Source organism: Streptomyces sp. WZ.A104, assembly GCF_002382885.1.
Lineage (GTDB): Bacteria > Actinomycetota > Actinomycetes > Streptomycetales > Streptomycetaceae > Streptomyces.
In genome coordinates, this window is record NZ_NWVL01000009.1 from 30,981 (window position 1) to 50,329 (window position 19,349).

The 19,349-nt window shown below is 73.3% G+C and carries 10 protein-coding genes; 6 read left to right on the forward strand and 4 right to left on the reverse strand.

What is annotated here, in order from left to right; translation table 11 throughout:
* Window positions 1-51 precede the first annotated feature (51 nt).
* From CIB93_RS07060 to CIB93_RS07085, 6 genes are all read left to right on the forward strand, one after another.
* Complete coding sequence (locus tag CIB93_RS07060) at window positions 52-2,022, forward strand: FAD/NAD(P)-binding protein (RefSeq protein ID WP_096625168.1); 1,971 nt, start codon at window positions 52-54, stop codon at window positions 2,020-2,022.
* Entirely contained in the window at window positions 2,019-3,473 is a 1,455-nt protein-coding gene (locus CIB93_RS07065; RefSeq protein WP_096625170.1) for an adenylosuccinate lyase family protein, read from the forward strand. The genes CIB93_RS07060 and CIB93_RS07065 overlap by 4 nt, the downstream gene beginning before the upstream one ends.
* Window positions 3,474-3,643: 170 nt before the next feature.
* A complete protein-coding gene (locus CIB93_RS07070; RefSeq protein WP_096625172.1) occupies window positions 3,644-5,089 on the forward strand; it encodes a DHA2 family efflux MFS transporter permease subunit in 1,446 nt (481 codons plus the stop codon).
* 98 nt (window positions 5,090-5,187) lie between these two features.
* A complete protein-coding gene (locus CIB93_RS07075; RefSeq protein ID WP_257002069.1) occupies window positions 5,188-12,459 on the forward strand; it encodes a non-ribosomal peptide synthetase in 7,272 nt (2,423 codons plus the stop codon).
* Between the two features lies 1 nt (window position 12,460).
* Window positions 12,461-13,645 carry an FAD-dependent monooxygenase gene (locus tag CIB93_RS07080; protein WP_096625174.1) on the forward strand — a complete coding sequence of 395 codons (1,185 nt, stop codon included), beginning with the start codon at window positions 12,461-12,463 and terminating at the stop codon, window positions 13,643-13,645.
* A gap of 10 nt (window positions 13,646-13,655) precedes the next feature.
* Window positions 13,656-14,090: a nuclear transport factor 2 family protein gene (locus CIB93_RS07085; protein WP_096625176.1), complete on the forward strand. Its 435-nt coding sequence runs from the start codon at window positions 13,656-13,658 to the stop codon at window positions 14,088-14,090.
* Between the two features lie 55 nt (window positions 14,091-14,145).
* On the opposite strand, the gene CIB93_RS07090 is transcribed toward CIB93_RS07085, so the two are convergent.
* From CIB93_RS07090 to CIB93_RS07105, 4 genes are read right to left on the reverse strand one after another with little or no spacing between them, the layout of a single operon-like run.
* Window positions 14,146-16,464, reverse strand: coding sequence for an acyl-CoA dehydrogenase family protein (locus CIB93_RS07090; protein ID WP_257002070.1), 2,319 nt, complete (start codon window positions 16,462-16,464; stop codon window positions 14,146-14,148).
* A complete protein-coding gene (locus CIB93_RS07095; RefSeq protein WP_096625178.1) occupies window positions 16,461-16,772 on the reverse strand; it encodes an acyl carrier protein in 312 nt (103 codons plus the stop codon). The genes CIB93_RS07090 and CIB93_RS07095 overlap by 4 nt, the downstream gene beginning before the upstream one ends.
* Window positions 16,773-18,515, reverse strand: coding sequence for an acyl-CoA dehydrogenase family protein (locus CIB93_RS07100; RefSeq protein WP_096625180.1), 1,743 nt, complete (start codon window positions 18,513-18,515; stop codon window positions 16,773-16,775). It abuts the gene before it with no gap.
* Entirely contained in the window at window positions 18,512-19,348 is an 837-nt protein-coding gene (locus tag CIB93_RS07105) for an acyl-CoA thioesterase (protein WP_096625182.1), read from the reverse strand. The genes CIB93_RS07100 and CIB93_RS07105 overlap by 4 nt, the downstream gene beginning before the upstream one ends.
* Window position 19,349: the final 1 nt, after the last annotated feature.

Consider the following 19,349-nt stretch of genomic DNA (forward strand, 5'->3'; position numbering starts at 1 on the left):
GCGGCCGGGGCGCGGACCTACATGACTTCCGATTCAGTGGAGAGACTGACTATGACCAGCCGACGGCTCGACGTCTGCCTCATCGGTGCCGGGCCCCGAGGGCTCTCCGTCCTCGAACGGCTGTGCGCGAACGCCGGGTCGGCGCCGGACGAGGTGCCGATCACGGTGCATGTGGCGGACCCGTATCCGCCCGGGGCCGGTCAGGTGTGGCGTACCGACCAGCCCGAGCACCTGCTGATGAACACCGTGGCCTCCCAGGTCACGATGTTCACCGACGAGAGCGTCCGGATCGACGGGGTGCTCGCCCCCGGACCCAGCCTCTACGAATGGGCGCGCTTCCTGACCCTGGTCGGCCCCATGGACGACCGGCAGCGCGACGAGCGGCTGCTGGACGAGGCGCGTGCGCTCGGCCCCGACTCCTATCCCACCCGTGCCTTCTACGGGCACTATCTGGAGTGGGTCTTCGAGCGGGTCACCCGGACCGCGCCGGGACGGCTGACCACCGTCGTCCACCGGGCCCGGGCGGTGGCGATCGAGGAGGAGCCCCACAGCGGGAAGGCGGGCTGCCTCCAGAGCGTCCTGCTCGACAACGGGGTGCTCATCGACGGTCTCGACGCGGTGGTCCTCGCCCAGGGGCACCTGCCCGTACGCCGGTCCCGCCGGCAGACCGAACTCGGCGGCTTCGCCCACGCCAACGGTCTGCGCTACGTGGTGCCCGCCAACCCGGCGGACGTGGACCTGTCGCCGGTGGAGCCGGGCGAGACCGTCGCGCTGCTGGGACTCGGTCTGAACTTCTTCGACTACATGGCACTGCTGACCCACGGCCGCGGCGGCCGCTTCGTCCGCCGCTCGGACCGGCTGGTCTATCTGCCCTCGGGCCGCGAACCCCGGCTCGTCGCAGGCTCCCGCCGAGGTCTTCCCTTCCACTCCCGGGGCGAGAACCAGAAGGGCGCCCACGGCAGACACGAGCCCGCCGTGCTGACCGACGAGGTGATCCGGGAGCTGCGGGAGCAGGCCCGGCGGCACGAGGGGATCGACTTCCAGGCCACGGTCTGGCCGCTGGTCAGCAAGGAGGTCGAGACCGTCTACTACGCCACGCTGCTCACCGCCGACGGCCGCTCCGGCGACGCGGAACGGCTACGGGCGCGCTACCTCGCGGCGAAGCCGGGCAGCGGCCAGGAGCTCGACGTCCTCGCGGAGTTCGGCATCGGTCCGCACGACCACTGGAACTGGGACCGGATCGCCCGCCCGCACGCGGACCGGGAGTTCGCCTCGCCGCGCGACTTCCACGACTGGCTGCTCGGCCATCTGCGCGAGGACCTGCGGGCCGCGCGCGAGGGCAACGTGGCCGGACCGCTGAAGGCCGCCCTCGACGTACTGCGCGATCTGCGCAACGAACTCCGGCTGATCATCGACCACGGCGGTCTCACGGGCAGCTCGCACCGGCAGCACCTGGACGGCTGGTACACACCGCTCAACGCGTTCCTCTCCATCGGCCCGCCCGCCGGCCGGATCGAGGAGGCGATAGCCCTCATCGAGGCCGGTGTCCTGCGGGTGCTCGGCCCCGACGTCCGCTCCGGCACGGACGAGGACGCCCGGGCGTTCACCATCGAGTCCGCCGCGGTCCCCGGTTCGCTGACCCGGGCCACCACACTGGTCGAGGCCCGTCTGCCGGAGATCGATCTGCGGACCACCGCTGACCCGCTGCTGCTCCAGCTCCTGGACACCGGCCAGTGCCGCCCCTACGAGGTCGCGGGCCCCGACGGTACGGTGTACGAGACCGGCGGACTCGCCGTCACCGACGCTCCGTTCCACGTCATCGACGCCGAGGGCCGCGCGCATCCGCGTCGTTTCGCCTTCGGGGTGCCGACCGAGTCCGTGCACTGGGCCACGGCGGCGGGGATACGTCCCGGGGTGAACTCCGTGACACTCCAGGACTCGGACGCCATCGCGCACGCCGTACTGGCGCTGGCCCAGGGTCTTCGTCAGGACAGCGAGATGATGGGAGAACTGACAAGGTGAACGCCACCACCCCGCCCGCACACGCCGCTGACACCATCGACGCCGGGCTGCTGAGCCCGGTGCGGGCCGGGACTCCGGCGGAGGCGGCCACGTCCGACGGAGCCTGGCTCCAGGCGCTGCTCGACGCGGAGGCCGCGCTGGTACGGGCCCAGGCGGGCCTCGGCAACGTACCCGGCGCAGCGGCAGAGGCGATCACCGAGCTGGCCCGTGCCGAGCGGCTGGACCTGCGGGAGATCGCCCTGCTCAGCCGGGGCGCGGCCAACCCGGTGGTGGCCGTGGTCCAGGCGTTCACCGCCCTGGTGGCGGACAAGGCCCCCGACGCCGCCGACTACGTCCACCGGGGCTCGACCAGCCAGGACATCTTCGACACCGCGCTGATGCTGGTCGCCGGACGGACCCTGGACCTCCTGGCGGCGGATCTGGACGGCATCGCCGCGTCCCTGCGGACGCTGGCCGACGAGCACCGGCAGACGCTCATGGCCGGGCGCACGCTGGCGCTCCACGCGGTGCCCACGACCTTCGGCCTCAAGGCTACGGGCTGGCTGGCGGCGGTCTGCGACACGAGGGAGCGGCTGCGCCGGCTCAGGTCCGACGGCCTGGTCGTCCAACTCGGCGGCGCGGCGGGCACGCTGGCGGGCTACGTCGAATACGAACGGCTGCACCGCGAAGCGCGGCAGGAGACCGTGGCCGAGGGCTACGCGGCCCGGCTGGCCGAGCGGTTCGCCGCGGAGACGGGTCTGTCCGCCCCGGCCCTGCCCTGGCACAGCCACCGCGCCCCCATCGCCGCGCTGGGCGCCGAACTGGCCCTGGCCACCGGCGTGCTGGGGAAGATCGCCGTGGACGTCCAGTCGCTCGCCCGGACCGAGACCGCCGAGCTCGCGGAGCCCGCCGCGGCGGGCCGGGGGGTCTCGTCGGCGATGCCGCAGAAACGCAACCCCGCCCTCGCCACGCTGATCCGCTCGGCGGCCCTGCAAGTACCCGCGTACGCCGGTGTGCTGGCGCAGACGATGCTGTCCGAGGACGAGCGCTCGGCCGGCGCCTGGCACGCCGAATGGCAGCCGCTGCGGGAGTGTCTGCGGCTCGCCGGAGGGGCCGCGCACACCGCACGCGAGCTGGTGGCCGGTCTGGAGGTCTCGCCCGGGCGCATGCGGGCCAACCTGGACCTGACCGGTGGCCTGATCGTCTCGGAGCGGCTGGCGGCCGTCCTGGCACCCGTGCTCGGCAAGGCCGCCGCGAAGGACGTCATCAGCCGGGCCGCGCGCAGGGCGGCCGCCTCGGGTCTGCCGCTCGCCGAGGTCCTCCTGAATGAGGACGTGATCGCCGAGCGGTTCGGCGTACGTGACCTGGAGCGGCTGCTCGACCCGGCCGGATACACCGGCGCCGCCGAGGAACTGACGGCACGGGCGCTGCGGCACTACGCCCCGCGCCAGAGCATGTCCGACACCCCGTAGACAGGCGCTCGCCCCCCCGGTGAGGGCGGTCTGTCCTCGCCGGGGGAGGGAGCCCCATCAACACCCGCGCGCCACGGACCTGCCCCTCGCTCGCCCCTTTAAATGCACGCACGATCGTTTATATTCATCCCCGGGTCCAAGCCGTGGACCCACTGACGAAGGGGCTACGCATGACCACCGCTTCACCGCAGTCGGCCGGGGCGAACCCGGCGGACGACGCGGCACCGGCCGACGGGCAGCGGCCGCAGGGCTCCTCGGGTGCCTCACCCGCCGCGAAGCTGGCACTGTTCGTCGCCTCCGGCGCGACCTTCCTCGCGGTGCTCGACACCACGGTCGTGAACATCGCCTTCTCCGACCTGCGCGTCGACTTCCCCGACGCCTCCCTGTCCCAGCTGACCTGGGTCGTCACCTCCTACACCGTGGTGTTCGCCGCGCTGCTCGCCGTCGCGGGCCGGGTCGCCGACGTCATCGGACGCAAGAAGCTCTTCCTCTGGTCCACAGCCCTGTTCACCCTCGCCTCGGTACTGAGCGGACTCGCCGTCGACGTGCCGATGCTCGTCGCCGCCCGCGCCCTGCAAGGAGTGGCGGCCGCAGGGATGATCCCCTCCGCACTCGGACTGGTGCTCCAGCACACACCCCCGGCCCGCCGCCAGATCGCCGTCGGGGTCTGGGGAGCGGTCGGCAGCATGGCCGCTGCCGTGGGACCGAGCCTCGGCGGGCTGCTCGTGGACGTATGGGGCTGGCGCAGCGTCTTCCTGATCAACCTGCCGATCGGCCTGGCCATCGTCGTGATCGCCGCCCGGCTCGCGGCCGATGCACCGAGCGGCCGCCGCTACCCCGACCCGGTGGGCACCCTCGCCCTCGCCCTCGGCATCGGCGGCGTCGTCTTCGGCGTCACCCAGGGAACGGAATGGGGCTGGGGCAGCGGCAGGGTCCTCGCCCTGATGACCGGCGGCGCCGTGCTCGTCGTGACCGCACTGCTGCTCTCCCGGCGCCACCCCGCACCCGCCATCGAGTGGGACCTGTGGCGCAACCGCGTCTTCGCCGCCACCAACGTCTCCTCGCTGCTCTTCGGCGCGGCCATGTACGCCTACCTCCTCAGCACCCTCCTCTTCCTCAACGCCGTCTGGGGCTACTCGGAGCTCAAGGCGGGCCTGGCGGTCACCCCCGGAGCCTTCAGCGCCGCCGTCGGCGCCATCGTGGTGGGACGCCGGGTCGGCCCCCGCGCCCAGTGGGCCGCGCTCGCCGTGGGCTCCACGCTCTTCGGCGCCTCGTGCGCCGCGATGTACCTGCTCCTCGACGCCGAGCGCGCCTACCTGGCGCTCTGGCTCCCCATCGGCATCGTCGCCGGCCTCGGCATCGGCGCCGCGCTGACCGCCATCTCCAACGCGGCCACCGCCTCGCTCCAGCCGCAGCGCTTCGCCTCCGGCACCGGCCTGCTCATGACGACGCGCCAGGTCGGCGGAGCCCTCGGCATCGCCGCCCTCGCCGCCATCATCGAACGCCACGACGTCCTCGATGCCGAGGGATATCTGCAGGTCTTCCTCGCCTGCGCCATCGGAGCCGTGGCCGCCGCCGCGGTCGCCCCGGTGTTCCGCCCACGGGGCAGCCAATAAGGGCTTTCCGAGGACCGGGCCGATCCGCGCCCGGACGCCTTCGGTGTGCCCGGCAGGGCACCCGCTCACGAACGGACAAGCTCATCAGCGCTGAGAACGTGCAGCTGTCTCCGTACCAGCGGGACATCTGGCTCGCGGAATCCCGGACACCGGGCAGCCCCCAGTTCAACGGAGCCGTCTTCGAGCGGTTCACGGGCGCCCTGGACGGCGAACTGCTGCGCACCTGCTTCACCCGTGCACTGGCGCGGCACGACACCTTCCGCCTCCGGTTCGACGAGTTCGACGGCGTGCCCCGGCAGTGGCTCGCCGACACGCTGACGGTCGACGGCGAGCCCGCCGTCGACCTGGTCGACCTCTCCGCCGAGCCCGACCCCGCCGCCGCGTGCCGGACCTGGCGCGAGCGGGCCATGGCCGTCCCGTTCGAGCTGCGGGACCGGCGGCTCTTCCACGCGGTGCTGCTGCGCGAGAGCGAGCAGGTGCTCCACCTCTTCCTGAAGGCGCACCACCTGCTCCTCGACGGGCGGGGCGCGGAGATCCTCCACACCGAAGTGCTGGAGGACTACGCCCGCCTCTCCCGGGGCCAGGAACCCCGGGACCGGCCCCCCGCCCCCTCGGCGCTGACCGTCGTCACCGGCCGGGACACCTACTTCGGCTCCCGGGAGGAGGCGGACGACCGGGCCTTCCACCGTGCCGAACTCGCGGCGACCGACCTCCACTGCTTCCCCCGCCGACGGCAGGAGGGCACTCCCGCCTTCGGCTTCCACACCTTCACGCTCCCCGGCGAGGTGGCCGACACCCTCAAGGAACACGGCAGCGCCCCCTTCCCCTTCTTCGCCGCCGCACTCGGCGCCTGGCTCGCCCGGGTGCACCGCACCGAGCAGGCGGTGATCGGCATACCCCTGCTCAACCGGCGCACCAGGACCGAGCTGACCACCGTCGCGCAGTACGCCAACACGCTGCCGCTGCGCATCGAGGTGCCCGACGGGAAGCCCCTCCTGGCCATCGCCGCCGATGTGCGGGAGTCGGCCGGTCTGCTGACGCAGCACCAGCGGCTGCCCGTCGGGGACGTACTGCGGGAGCTGCCCGCCGACGGGTCCCGGGAACGACGGCTCTTCGACGTCACCCTGACCTACATGACCCTGCGCAAACCGCTGGAGGTGACGGGCGTGGTACGCGGGGGAGTGACGTTCACCGCGCCGCCGCACCAGGACGAGGCGCTGGTCGTCAGCATCGTCACCACCCGCGGCAGCGCGGACCTCCAGGTCGAACTGCGCTACGCCACCGACGTGTTCGACGACGATCTGCCCATCACCTCACTCGTCGAGCACCTCACATCCCTGATCGCCAACGGCCTCGCCAAGCCGGAACGACCGGCGAACGAACTGCTGATGACCGGCGAACGCGAACAGGACGAGCTGCGGCGCCTGGCCCGCGGCCCCCGAATCCCGTTCGCCGACGACACGACCCTGCACGCACTCTTCGAGGAACAGGCCGTCCGCGCACCCTCCAGGGCCGCCGTCTTCGCCGCCGACGGCGAGGAACCGATCGGCTACGCCGAACTCGACGCCCGGGCCAACCAGGTCGCGCGGTCCCTGCGCGCCCGCGGCATACGGACGGGCGACCGGGTCGCCGTCCTCATGGAACGCGGCCCGCACCTGCTCCCCGCCGTCCTCGGCATCCTCAAGTCCGGCGCGGCCTACGTCCCGGTGGACCCGGGACACCCCGAGCGGCGCATCGCCTTCATCATCGAGGACAGCGCGGCCAGGGCCGTCGTGACGGACTCGGCGGCCCCGCCCGTACCGGTGCCCGATGACACAGTGCTCTGCCCGGTCGGCGAACTGCTGCACGGCCCCACCGACCCGGTACGCGCCGAGGCGGGCCCACGCGACCTCGCCTACGTCATCTACACCTCCGGCTCCACCGGCCGGCCCAAGGGCGTCATGGTCGAGCACCGCTCCGTGGTGAACCGCCTGGCCTGGATGCAGCGGACCTTCCCGGTCGGCGCGGACGACGTGCTGCTGCAGAAGACCCCGATCTCCTTCGACGTATCGGTGTGGGAGCTGTTCTGGTGGGCCCTGGAGGGAGCGTCCGTCGCGCTGCTGCCGCCGGGCGGCGAGAAGGACCCGCGGCAGATCCTGCGCACGGTCGGCCAACGGCAGGTCACCGTCCTGCACTTCGTCCCCTCCATGCTCGGACCGTTCCTCGACCTGCTGGAGGAGTCGCCCGGGCTGCTTCCCGCGGCCGGGACGCTGCGGCACGTCTTCTGCAGCGGCGAGGCCCTGTCACCCGGCCGCGTGGAGCAGTTCCACCGGGTCTTCGGCTCCGACGGCGCGCCCCGCCTGGTCAACCTGTACGGCCCGACCGAAGCCACCGTCGATGTCTGTGCGCACACCTGCGCCCCACCGGACGGCGCACCCGTCACCCGGGTCCCCATCGGCCGCCCCATCGACAACATCGAGCTGTACGTCCTGGACCGGTCCGGTGAACCGCAGCCCGTCGGCGTCCCCGGCGAGCTGTGCGTCGGCGGCGTCGGCGTGGCCCGCGGCTATCTGAACAGGCCCGAACTGACCCGGGAGAAGTTCACCGACGCGCCCTTCGTCGACGGCGGCCGCCTCTACCGCACGGGCGACCTCGCGCGCTGGCTCGCCGACGGCACCCTGGAGTACCTCGGCCGGATCGACGGGCAGGTCAAGATACGCGGCCACCGCATCGAGCCGGGTGAGGTCCAGGACGCCCTGTGCCGCATACCCGGGGTGCGGGACGCCGCCGTCGTGGACCGCACCGCTCCCGGGCGCGGCGTGTTCCTGGCGGGCTACTACGTCGCCGAGGACGACCTGAGCGCCGCCCTCCTGCGCGACCGGCTGGCCGGAACCCTCCCCGAGGCCATGATCCCGGCCCACTTCCAGCGTATCGACGCCATCCCGCTCACCCCGAACGGCAAGCTGGACCGCCGAAGGCTCCCCGCACCCGACACAGCCCCGCCCGGACCCCCGGGCGCGGCACCCCGCACCCCGGCCGAGAAGCTGCTCGCGGGCGTCTGGGCCGAGGTGCTCCAGGCACCCCGGGTCGGCATCCACGACGACTACCACGCCCTGGGCGGCGACTCGCTCCTGATGCTCCGCATCCGCGCACTCGCCGAACAGCAGGGCCTCCACTTCTCCCTCGACGACCTTGTACAGCACCCCACCGTCGCGCGGCTCGCGGCGCACAGCACCGAGACCTCGGCCCCCAAGGCCCAGCTGCCTCCCTTCGCCCTCGTCTCCCACGTCGACCGGGCCCGCCTCGAAGGAGCCGTCGACGCCTTCCCGCTGACCCGGCTCCAACTGGGGCTCGCCTACCACAGCCGCCGGGACGAGCACTCCGCCGTCTACCACGACGTATTCCGCTACCGCCTGGTCATGAACTGGGACGAGACACACTTCCGCGACGCCTTCGAACGCCTCGTGGCCCGCCACCCCGCTCTGCGCTCCTCCTTCGACCTCGGCGGCCTCAGCGAGCCGATGCAGATCGTGCACGCGAGCGCGCCGGGCGGCCTGGACATCGCCGACCTGCGGGGACGCGCCCACGACGAGGCGGAAGCCGAGATCGCCCGGCACATCGAGGAACGCCGCTTCCACCGCTACGTCTTCGAGCGGGCACCGCTCCACCTGTTCCGCGCCCATGTCCGCGACGACGCGGTCGACCTGGTGCTCAGCTTCCACCACGCGCTGCTCGACGGAGGCAGCGTCGCCAGTTTGCTGCGGGAGCTCCTCCAGGACTACCTGCACCACCTCGGCGCGGACACCGCCGCCGTTCCCGACAGCGAACTGCCCACCCCGGCCCACCACGTGCGAGAAGAACGGGAATCAGAGGCGGACCCCGCCGCCCGTGCACACTGGCGGCGCCGGATCGCGGGCGCGCACGCCCTGCGGCTCGACGGCTTCGGACCGTACGAACCCCCGGGCGGGGCCACCCACGTGGCCCACCGCACGGTCCTGCCCGACGACCTCACCCGCCGGACCCGCGCGGTGGCCAAGGAGCACGCCCTGCCCGTGAAGTCCGTGCTGCTCGCCGCGCACTGCCTCACCCTGCGCCTCTTCTCCGGCGCCGACGACTTCACCACCGGCGTGATCACCCACGGACGGCCCGAACGCGCCGACGCCGACCGCATGGTGGGCCTCTTCCTCAACACCGTCCCCGTGCGCTTCACCCCCGCGACCGCGGGGCCCGGCTGGATCGACGTGGCCCGGGACCTGTTCCGGCAGGAGACCGCAGGCCGCCCCCACCAGCGCTACCCGCTGAGCGCGATGCAGACCGACCAGGGCGGGGGCCCGGTGCTCCACACCGCGTTCAACTACGTCCACTTCCACACGCTCACCGACGTACTGCGCCTGCCCGACGTCCACCTGGAGCAGTTCACGACCTGGGAGGAGACCGACTTCCAGGTCCTCGTCAACGCCTTCCTGCACCCCGTGGACGGCACGCTCGGACTGCGCATCGACGGCGACGGCCGCAGCATCACCCCCGCCCAGGCCGAGCTGTTCGCCGACACCTACAGCGAGGTGCTGCGCCGGCTCGTCACCCGGCCCGAGGAGAAGCCCGACCTCGCCTCCCTGGCCGGACGGCCACCGCGCCCCCGGCACGATAGGGACCAGGACGGCACGGCGTACACCGAGGACGTCGTCCGGCTCTTCGACCGGCAGGCCGACCGCACCCCCGACGCACTGGCCGTCACCACCGGCGACCGGACCTGGACCTACCGCCAGCTCCGGGAGCGGGCCGAGCGGGTGGCCCGCAGGCTGCTCGCCCTCGGCGCCCGTCCCGGCGCGCGCGTCGGCATCGCCATGGGCCGCTCGCCGGAGGCCGTCGCCGCCATCGTCGGCACCGCCAAGGCGGGCGCCGCCTGCGTCCCGCTGGACACCGCCTACCCCCCGGCCCGGCTCGCCGCCATGGTCGAGCAGGCCGAACCCTTCCGGATCATCGCCCGCACCGAGGACGCCCGACTGCTGCCGGACCCCAACCTGCTCCTGAGCGCCGAGTCGCTCTTCGGCACGGAGTACGAGGGCACGGACGCGGAACCGCCGAGCGTCCTGCCGGGGACGGTCGGCCTCGACAGCACCGCGTACATCCTGTTCACCTCCGGCTCCACCGGCCGCCCCAAGGGCGTCGTGATGCCGCACCGCTCGCTCGCCAACCTGACCGGCTGGCAGATCCGGGCCGCGAGCGCGGCCGCCGGGCGGACCACCGTCCAGTACGCACCCCTCAGCTTCGACGTCTCCTTCCAGGAGATCTACTCCACGCTCTGTTCAGGAGGCACCCTGCGCCTGATCACCGAGGACGAACGACGGGACATGAGGCTGCTGCTGAAGGTGCTCGACGAGAGCGGGGCGGCACGGATCTTCCTGCCGTACGTGGCCCTGCAACAGCTCGCCGAGGCGTACGGGGCACTCCGCACCGCCCCGCGAGGACTGCGGGTGATCGTGTCCTCCGGCGAACAACTGCGGGTCACCGAGGAGATCCGCGCCCTCATCGCCGCACTGCCGGGGGCGATCCTGGAGAACCAGTACGGTCCCACCGAGACGCACGTGGTCACCCGCCACACCCTCTCCGGCGACCCGGCGGCCTTCCCGGCACTCGTGCCGATCGGCACCCCCCTGCCCGGGGCCGGCGCACAGGTCCTGGACGCCCTCGGCCGGCCCGTACCCACCGGCGTCCTGGGCGAGTTGTACCTGACCGGAGCGGCGCTCGCCGACGGGTACCTCGGCGCCGCCGCCGCGACCGCCGAACGCTTCGTCCGCGTCGAGGGACCCGACGGCGAGACCACCGCGTACCGCACGGGCGACCTGGGGCGCGTTCTGCCCGGCGGCTCCCTCGCCTACGCGGGCCGGTCCGACACCCAGGCCAAGATCCGCGGCTACCGGGTCGAGCCCGCCGAGGCCGAGATCGCCCTCGTCGCCCTCGCGGCACGCCACCGGGACCTCGACGTCCGGCAGGCCGCGGTCGTCGCCCGCGGCACCCCGCAGGGGCAGACCGTCCTGGCCGCCTTCCTGGTCGGTGACGAGGAGGGGACCGACCTGGACCTGCTGACCTCCGAACTCCGTTCCACCCTGCCCGAGTTCATGGTCCCGCAGCACTTCACCTGGCTGCCCGCCCTGCCTCTGACCCCGAGCGGCAAACGCGACGACGCGGCCCTGCGGGCCCTGCCCCCGACCCGGCGGACCGCCCAGGACGGCCAGGCGCCCCGGGACGCGTACGAACGCACCCTCGCGGAACTGCTCGGCGAACTCCTCGGCCTCGACCGGATCGGCATCCACGACGACATCTTCGCCCTGGGCGCCACCTCGCTCACCACCATGCGGCTCGTCGTCCTGATAGAGCAGCGATACGGCGTCTCCCTCCCCATCTCCGGCTTCATCGCCGCACCCACCGTGGCCGCTCTCGCCGCGAAGCTGCGCTCGGGCGGCGCCGAGATCGGCTTCGACCCGCTGGTGCCGATCCGCCGCGAAGGCGACCGGCCGCCGCTGTTCCTGGCCCACCCCATGGGCGGCAACGTGCTCTGCTACCTGCCGCTGGTCCGCCATCTGCCCGACGACCAGCCGCTGTACGCCTTCCAGGCAGCCGGAGGCGACCCGGGGACCGAGCCCCTGCGCACGGTCCCCGAGATCGCCGAGAGCTACATCGCGGCCATGCGCCGGGTACGGCCCGAGGGCCCGTACACCATCGGAGGCTGGTCCTTCGGAGGCTTCGTGGCCTTCGAGATGGCGCGCCGGCTGAGGGCATCGGGAGCGGAGGTCGCCGCGGTGATCCTCCTCGACACCGTGGCCCTGGGACCGGTGGAGGAGCGCCGCGCCTACACCGACGAGGCACTGCTCGGCTGGTTCTTCTGGGAACTCCTGCTGCTGGGCCGGGGCGGCGACTCGCCGCTGGAGACCATCCCCGCCGAACTCAGCTCACTCGACGAGAAGTTCGACTACATCGCCCGGGTCGCGGCCGACGAGGGAATCCTCCCGCCCGACAGCAAGGGGTCGCTCGTCGGCCGCCTCTTCCGGGTGTACGAGTCCAACTGGCGGGCCACCCAGGACTACGAGCCCGGCCCCGCCACCGAAGGCCTCACCCTGATCCGGGCCACCGAACCGCTGCCGCGGGTCCTGCGCGCGATGCACGAGGCGGGCAGCACCCGGCACACCGACCCCGCCAACGGCTGGCACACCATGACCGCGGGCCCGGTCGAGGTCGTCCACGTGCCCGGCGACCACCTCTCGATCATGGAGGAGCCGCACGTGGCGCACCTCGCCCGGGCCGTCGCCGAGGCGGCACGGCACACGAGCGACGGCACACCGCACCCCACGGCCCTCCCCTCCCCATCCCGTACCGCCGAGAAGGGACACTGACGTGTCACAGCGCACCCGCCCCCGGGCCATCGTGATCGGAGCCGGCATCGGAGGCCTGGCGACGGCCGTGGCCCTGCGCCGCGTCGGCATCGACGTGGCGGTCCACGAACGGGCCCCCGACCTGCGCCCCGCCGGATTCGGCATCTCCGTGATGAGCAACGCCGTGGCCGCCCTGCGGGCCCTCGGCATCGACCTCGGGCTGGAGAAGCGCGGCCAGAGGATCCTGCACACCGAGATCATGACCGACAAGGGCCGCACCCTGCGGTCCCTGCCCGTCGAGACCGCGGGCGACCGCCTCGGCGCGCCCAGCGTGGCGATGTACCGGGGCGACCTCCAGGCCGCCCTGCTCGACGCACTGGGCGGACTGCCCGTCTCGCTCGGCGCGGCCGCCACCGACTACGAGATCACCGGGGACGGCGTCCGGGTCCGCTTCGAGGACGGCCGCGAGGACACCGGCGACATCCTGATCGGCGCCGACGGCATCAACTCCGCCGTCCGCCGCCGACGCACCGCCGACGACAGCGGCCCGCGGTACGGCGGATTCCTCTGCTGGCTCTCCGTCACCCCCTTCGCCCACCCGAAGATCACCCAGGGGTTCAACGCCCACTACTGGGGCCTCGGAAAACGCTTCGGCATCCACGACGTCGGCCAGGGCCGCGCCTACTGGTGGGGCACGCTGAACATGCCCGCTGACGAGGCACGCCGCTGGGACGGCGACAAGGACCGGATCGTCCGCGCCTACACGGGGTGGGCGGACGAGGTGTGCGAGGCCATCGCGACCACCCCCGTCGAGGACATCGTCGCCGTACCCGCCCAGGACCGCCCCTTCCTGGAGCAGTGGGGAGAAGGCCCGGTGACCCTCCTCGGCGACGCCGCCCACCCGATGCTGCCCAGCCTCGGACAGGGCGGCAGCACGGCCATCGAGGACGCCGTGGTGCTCGCGCAGTGCCTGGCCGCCGGGACGGACACCGTCGCGGCGCTGCGCCGCTACGAGAACCTGCGGCGCGAGCGGACCCGGGAAATGGTCGAGGTCTCCCGCCGGTTCGGCGGCTTCGAACAACTGGAGAACCCCGTGCTGCGCGCCGTACGTGACGCCTACCTGCGCCACGCACCGCAATCGGTCCTGTTCAAGCCCTTCCAGCGGGCACTGACGCCCCGGCTGCTCGACGACGCACCGGCGAACTGAAGGAGAGACGATGACCACCACCGCCATCCGCGCCGAGGCACACCGTGACGCCAAGAGCGTGGTGCACCGCTACCTCCAGGCCCTGCGGGACCGTGACGCCGAGGCGATCGGCGAACTGGTCGCCACCGATGCCGTCTACCGCATACCCGGCAGCCACCCGGTGGCGGGAACCTGGACCGGACTCGCGGAGATCGCCGGGAAGTTCCTCATCCCCATGGGCGAACTCTTCGACCCGACGGCCGACTACACGGTCGACGTCCACCATGTGATCGCCGAGGGCGAGGAGGTCGCCGTGGAGTGCGTCACGCGAGCCACGACACGGGCCGGCGCCCCCTACGTCCTGCCCATCAGCGCCCAGTTCACCGTCAGGGACGGGCAGATCCGGAGCATGCGCGAGTACTTCGACACCGAGTACTTCTCCTCGACGCTCTTCGGCCGGGACTGACACAGCGGTCAGGCCCCGGGCCGCCCCTCCGGCGGGCGGCCCGGGGCCTGGTGCCCTAAGGGCGCCGGGCCGCGACCAGCCGGATACCGAGGGCCGGGTCCTCCCAGGCCGTCCGCACATGGCTCAGCCCCGCCGCCCGCAGCAGCCCCTCGACCTCGCCGTCCGTGAGCACGGCGCCACCGGCCACGGCAAGGCCGAGGCGCACCACCGCCGCCCCCAGGGGGCGCTTCGGAGGAAGCGGACAGGGCAGCACGACCCACCCGCCGGGCACCAGCGCGGCCGCGGCCGAGACGACCGCCCGGCGCAGCTCCTCGCCCGGCAGTCCGGCGACCGGGAGCCAGACGAGAGCGAGCCGGTCGGCCTCCTCCACGCCGAGTACCGGAACACCGGGGACGTGCCGGGACAGCGCGGCCGCGGTCAGGCCCCCGTCACCGGCCGCACACCCGACCGCCGCGCCCGGCCGCTCCAGCACCCCGGGCAAACCCTCCAGCCGCCCCAGCAGGGAGTGGACCAACGCGTCCACCAGGGCCGCCGCTTCGTCCCCGCAACCCGGCGCCGACTCCCGCCCCAGGACCCCCGCCGGGGACAGCAGCCGGGCGCCCCCGGTCACCGCCCGCCGCAGCCGCGCGGCGAACGCGGCGGACCGCGGACCGCCGATGAGCACGCGCTCCAGGCCCTGGTCGACCGCGTAGCGGCCCTCGCCGTCGCGCCGCGCCACCCCGGCGTCCACCAGAACCTCCAGCAGCCCTTCGGCCAGGACCACGGGCAGTTCCCCGGCGGCCTCCTTCACCGTGCGGGGTGCGAGGAGCCGGGCGAGCAGCCCGGTCCGCTCCGCGACAGCACACGCCAGCAGTGCCCATGCCCTCGTCGCATGCCGAGCGAACGGTCCCTCCGCCGGGCCCGCGGGACCCTGCGGCAGCGCGTCGGGCGCGGCACCCGCGCAGACGGCCGCCCACAGCGCGTGAGCACGACCGAGCAGCGCCGCCGCCTCCTCGCGCGACGCCCGCCCGGCCGGGTCGAGCCCGGCCGCCGACACCACCTCGGCCACGGGGCCCGCGAACCCGTCCGCACCGCCACTCGCCGCCAGGGCGTGCATCGCCCACCAGGAATCGGCGAGCCCGGCGACGGAGCGCTCGGCGGCGTCCTCGCGCACCTGCCTGCCCTCGCGGCCGACGATCGAGCGCTGGCCCAGCTGGATGAGAAGCGTCTCCTGGGAGCCCTGACCGGAGACCAGCCCGAGGATGTCGCGCATGAAACGCTCCCAGGGGAACGTGGCCATGTACGCCTCACCGCCCTGCAACCCCATCACCAACCGGCCCACGTGCAGAGCGCTTTCGGCGGCCTGGTGCTTGGCGACGGTGGCGAGCTCGTCGAAGTACGGGTCGCGGTCCGCCGAACGGGTGCCGTCCAGGGCCCGGTAGACGCTCGCCCGGGCGCTCTGCAGCAGCATGCGCATCTCACCGACCGAACGCTCCACATTGGTGTGGTCGAGGACCGGCCGCCCGCCGCGCCTGCGCCCGGCCAGCGCGTCCACACACTGGTCGACGACCGCGTCCAGGGCGCCGAGCACACCGCACGCACTCATCGTCCGGCGGATGCGCGCGTACGTGTTGAGCTCGCTCAACGCGTCGGCGCGCCACAGGAGCCGCCACGGCGGCAGCCGTACGTCGTGCAGGAGCACCTGGCCCAGGCCCATCGTGTGCAGGCCCATGGTGTCCATGGGAACCGGTGCCACACCCGGATCGTCCTTCTCGACCACGAAGGCGAGCATGTCGTTGGACGCCTCGTCACGCACGAACAGGACGAACAGATCGGCGAAGGCCGCCCCGGCGAGGAAGCGCTTGGCACCGTTGAGGACCCAGACCCCGTCCTCCGGACGGGCCGTGGTCGTGAAGTCGTACGGGTCCCGGTTCTCGTAGGCGCCCTGCACCGCGAAGCGGCGGCCCGCCAGGAGATCGGGGACGTAGCGCTCGATCAGCTCCGGTGTGCCGCTGGAGATGATGAGCTCGGTGATCTCGACGGTGATGTCGAGCAGCACCGCGAAGCCGGGATCGCGCGAGAGCCGGGCGATCTCCTCCACCACCACACCCCAGGCGAGCTTGTCCCGCCCCTCGCCCCCGGCCTCGACGGGCAGCGAGAACCGCATCAGACCGAGGCCGCCCGCCTCCTCGAACACCCCTCTGTCCAGGGGCCGCCGCGCCTGGTTGCGGAAGTACGAGCCCGGGTTGGCGGAGTCGAGGACGAAACGGGCGAACCGGTGCCGGGCCTCGCGCCGGACGTGCTCCACCTCCGCGTCGAGCGTGGGATGCCCCCGGCCGGGGCGTGATGCGCCCGCCCGGTTCATCACGTCGGCCGCACGGGGCCGGGCCGTCACGCCGACGCCCGGGGGGTCACGCCGTCGGCCACCGACGCGACCAGATCGTCGAGGGTCTCGTCGCCGAGGAAGCGCTCAAGTGCCACATACGCGCCGGTGCGCTCCTCGACCTCGACCGAGAGCTGTGCGGCGGTGAGCGAGTCGATGCCGATCTCACCGAGCGGCTGATCGGCGGGCAGCTGCCCTTCGAGGCCGAGCAGCTCCGTAATGAGGGAGGAAAGCCAGCCGGTCAGGGGCTCGGGGGCGGCGTCCGGACGGTCGAGGTGTGCGGTGGTGATGGCGTACTCCTGGTGGGATCGGGGCGGCACTCAGCTCCGCCGGGGTGCCGGGTCACGGTGCTGCGGTGCGAGCCGCAGCGGTACGAGCGAGAAGGCCTGGTCGGCGTCGTCGAGTTCTTCGAGCCGGCGCACCAGCGCCTCCTCCGCCTCGGGGTCGGGCTCCGTCGGCAGGCCCAGACGCGTCAGGATGCGGCGCAGCGCGAGCGAGAGCCAGGCCCGGTCGGCGGCCAGGTGGCCGAACGTGTCGCGGCGCTGGTGCCACGTGTGCAGAGCGCAGGCCGCCGCGTGCACCAGGCAGTGCCGACGGGCGGTCTCGTACGCCTCGGACGTCCGTGCCGTGCCGAGCCGCGAGAACGCCTGCCGGGTCTGGTCACGCACCGTCAGGACCTGCCGGGCCAGGGCGAAGAGCTCCCGGTCCTCGGCCAGCTCCTCGACCGCCCCGTCCAGGAGACCGACCACCTCGTCGGTGCCCCCGAACGTGATCGACGGGCGCAGCTCCCGCGGCGCGGGCGACCCCGCCGGGTCGCCGAACCCGAAGAGCAGCGACAGCGGAAGCCCGGCGGGCGCCCCGCGGCGCCGCGCCGCACCCGCCAACTGGGCCCGAACCGTGTCGAGCTGTACCAATTCGGTGCCCTCGAACACGGGGGTGACCGCGACATCGCGCAGCAGCTTCTGGAAGGCGCCGCCCGCAACCCCCTGGCGCAGATGGGCGCGGGCGCTCAGCACCTGACCGCAGGCGTCCACCGTGTCCACGCACAGCCCCGGCACCACGTACTTGGCCACCGCGGACCACAGCGCCATCCGCTGCCGCGCCACATCCAGCCCGCGCGCGGCGGCCAGCTCGGTGCACTCCGCGACCAGCAGATCGGCGAAGCCACCGGCGAGCAGGGAACGCACCGGCGCCATGGCGAGCGCCGGACGTCCGTAGAGCATGCGCCCGCGGGCGTGCCGCAGCGCGATCCGCAGTGCGGTGTCCGCCGCACCGAGGCTGCCCGCACCGACCAGGGTCCGGGTGAACTGGAGCATTCCGGAGACCATCTCGATGCCACGCCCCGGCCGCCCGATCAGGGCCTCGTCGCCGACCCGGCAGCCGCTGAGGGCGAAGCCGCTCAGATCATGGCCGCGCAGACCGTGCGTACGCACCTTGTCGAGGCGCTTCACCCCGTCGCCGCCGAGGGCGTCGAAATCGAGCAGGAACAGTCCGTACGACGGATCGGACGCGGCCAGGACGGTGGCGAACGAGGAGCGCCGCCCGTTGCCGACGAGCCACTTCTCCCCGTCGAGCACATATCCGCCCGCGACCGGGGCGGCGCGGGTGGTGGTGGCGAGCAGATCGCTGCCCGCCGACTCCTCGCTGATGCCCGCCGTGCCCCAGGCGCGGCCGAGGATCTGACCGGCCACCCGCGCCCGCTGAGCGGCGTCCCCCCAGACCCACACCGGCGTCGCGGCCAGGAGCGTCGACCCAAGCCCCACGGACACCGCCAGATCGCGGCGCGAGACCGCCCGCACCACGGCCGAAAGCGACTCGAACGAGGTGAGCAGGCCGCCCTCGGACACGGGGACCAGATGCCGGTGCAGCCCGGCCTCCCAAGCGGACTCGTACGCCGCGACGGGCTCGGCCTCCAGCTCGTCGGCGCGCACGCCGCCGACCAGGGACATCCCGCTGCCCGGATCGAAGGGGCAGCCGAGCGCCCGCTCGATCCGCTCCGCCGCGCGGAACACGGGCGGTGCCGTCCCGGGCCCGGTCTGCGGTCCGTCGTCCAGGAGGGTCATATTCGCTCCACCACCACGGCGTACGGACCGCCGGGTCCGCCCTCGTCCTCGGCGAGCCCCAGCTCATGGACGAAGGCGAGCCCCTCAGCGGTCCGGTGGGCGCTCGTGCGCACCCGCATCAGGTCCCACAGCTGTCCGGCCCGCAGCCAGGTCACATCGATCCGGCGGACCGGCCCGGCCTGCGCCCGGCGCAGTTCGGGAACCGCCCTGCCGTGCCTGCGCACGAGTTCCTCGCGCGCGCCCGCCGCGAAGCCGAGGGTCTCGGCCCAGTACCACTGATCGGCGACCTCGCAGTGATGGCGGTGCACACGGAACTCCGAGACATCCACAGCGAGTCGCTGCCCGTCGCGCTCGAAACCGGCCCGCAGCGCGGGGACCCGCGACCGGTGCGGAGCGCGTTCGATCTCGTCGTCGCGGAAGGCGGCGACGAGCGCGGCGGGCAGCGGCACGGGGGCGCCGGAGAGCGCCGCGTCGCCGCTGAGCCCCAGCGGTACGGACGCGGCCCGGGTGCGCACCGCGACTCCGGCCGGCCCTTCGAGCGTCATCGTGACCTCCAGCTGCGAGGCGCGCGGGCCGCGGACGCGCGCGGTGACCTCGACGAGCGCCTCGTCCGCGTCGGGGAACCGCAGCGGCTGGACGTACTCCAGCTGGTAGGACCACAGCACGAACCCCACCCGGTGCTCGCTCACCAGCGTGCGATGGCTGCACACGTGATCGCGCATCCAGCGGGTCCCCGCCTGGAAGGCGAGCCGGCCGACCGCGGTGGGCTGCAACTGGTCCGGGGTGAAAAGACCCGCGTCGAGCACGGTCTCGTAGGCGGAGCTGCGCGCCATC

Coding starts and splice junctions, on each gene's coding strand:
- CIB93_RS07105 (WP_096625182.1), bottom strand. CDS start 19,348: ATGGCGCGCAGCTCCGCCTACGAGACCGTGCTCGACGCGGGTCTTTTC.
- CIB93_RS07085 (WP_096625176.1), top strand. CDS start 13,656: ATGACCACCACCGCCATCCGCGCCGAGGCACACCGTGACGCCAAGAGC.
- CIB93_RS07060 (WP_096625168.1), top strand. CDS start 52: ATGACCAGCCGACGGCTCGACGTCTGCCTCATCGGTGCCGGGCCCCGA.
- CIB93_RS07070 (WP_096625172.1), top strand. CDS start 3,644: ATGACCACCGCTTCACCGCAGTCGGCCGGGGCGAACCCGGCGGACGAC.
- CIB93_RS07100 (WP_096625180.1), bottom strand. CDS start 18,515: ATGACCCTCCTGGACGACGGACCGCAGACCGGGCCCGGGACGGCACCG.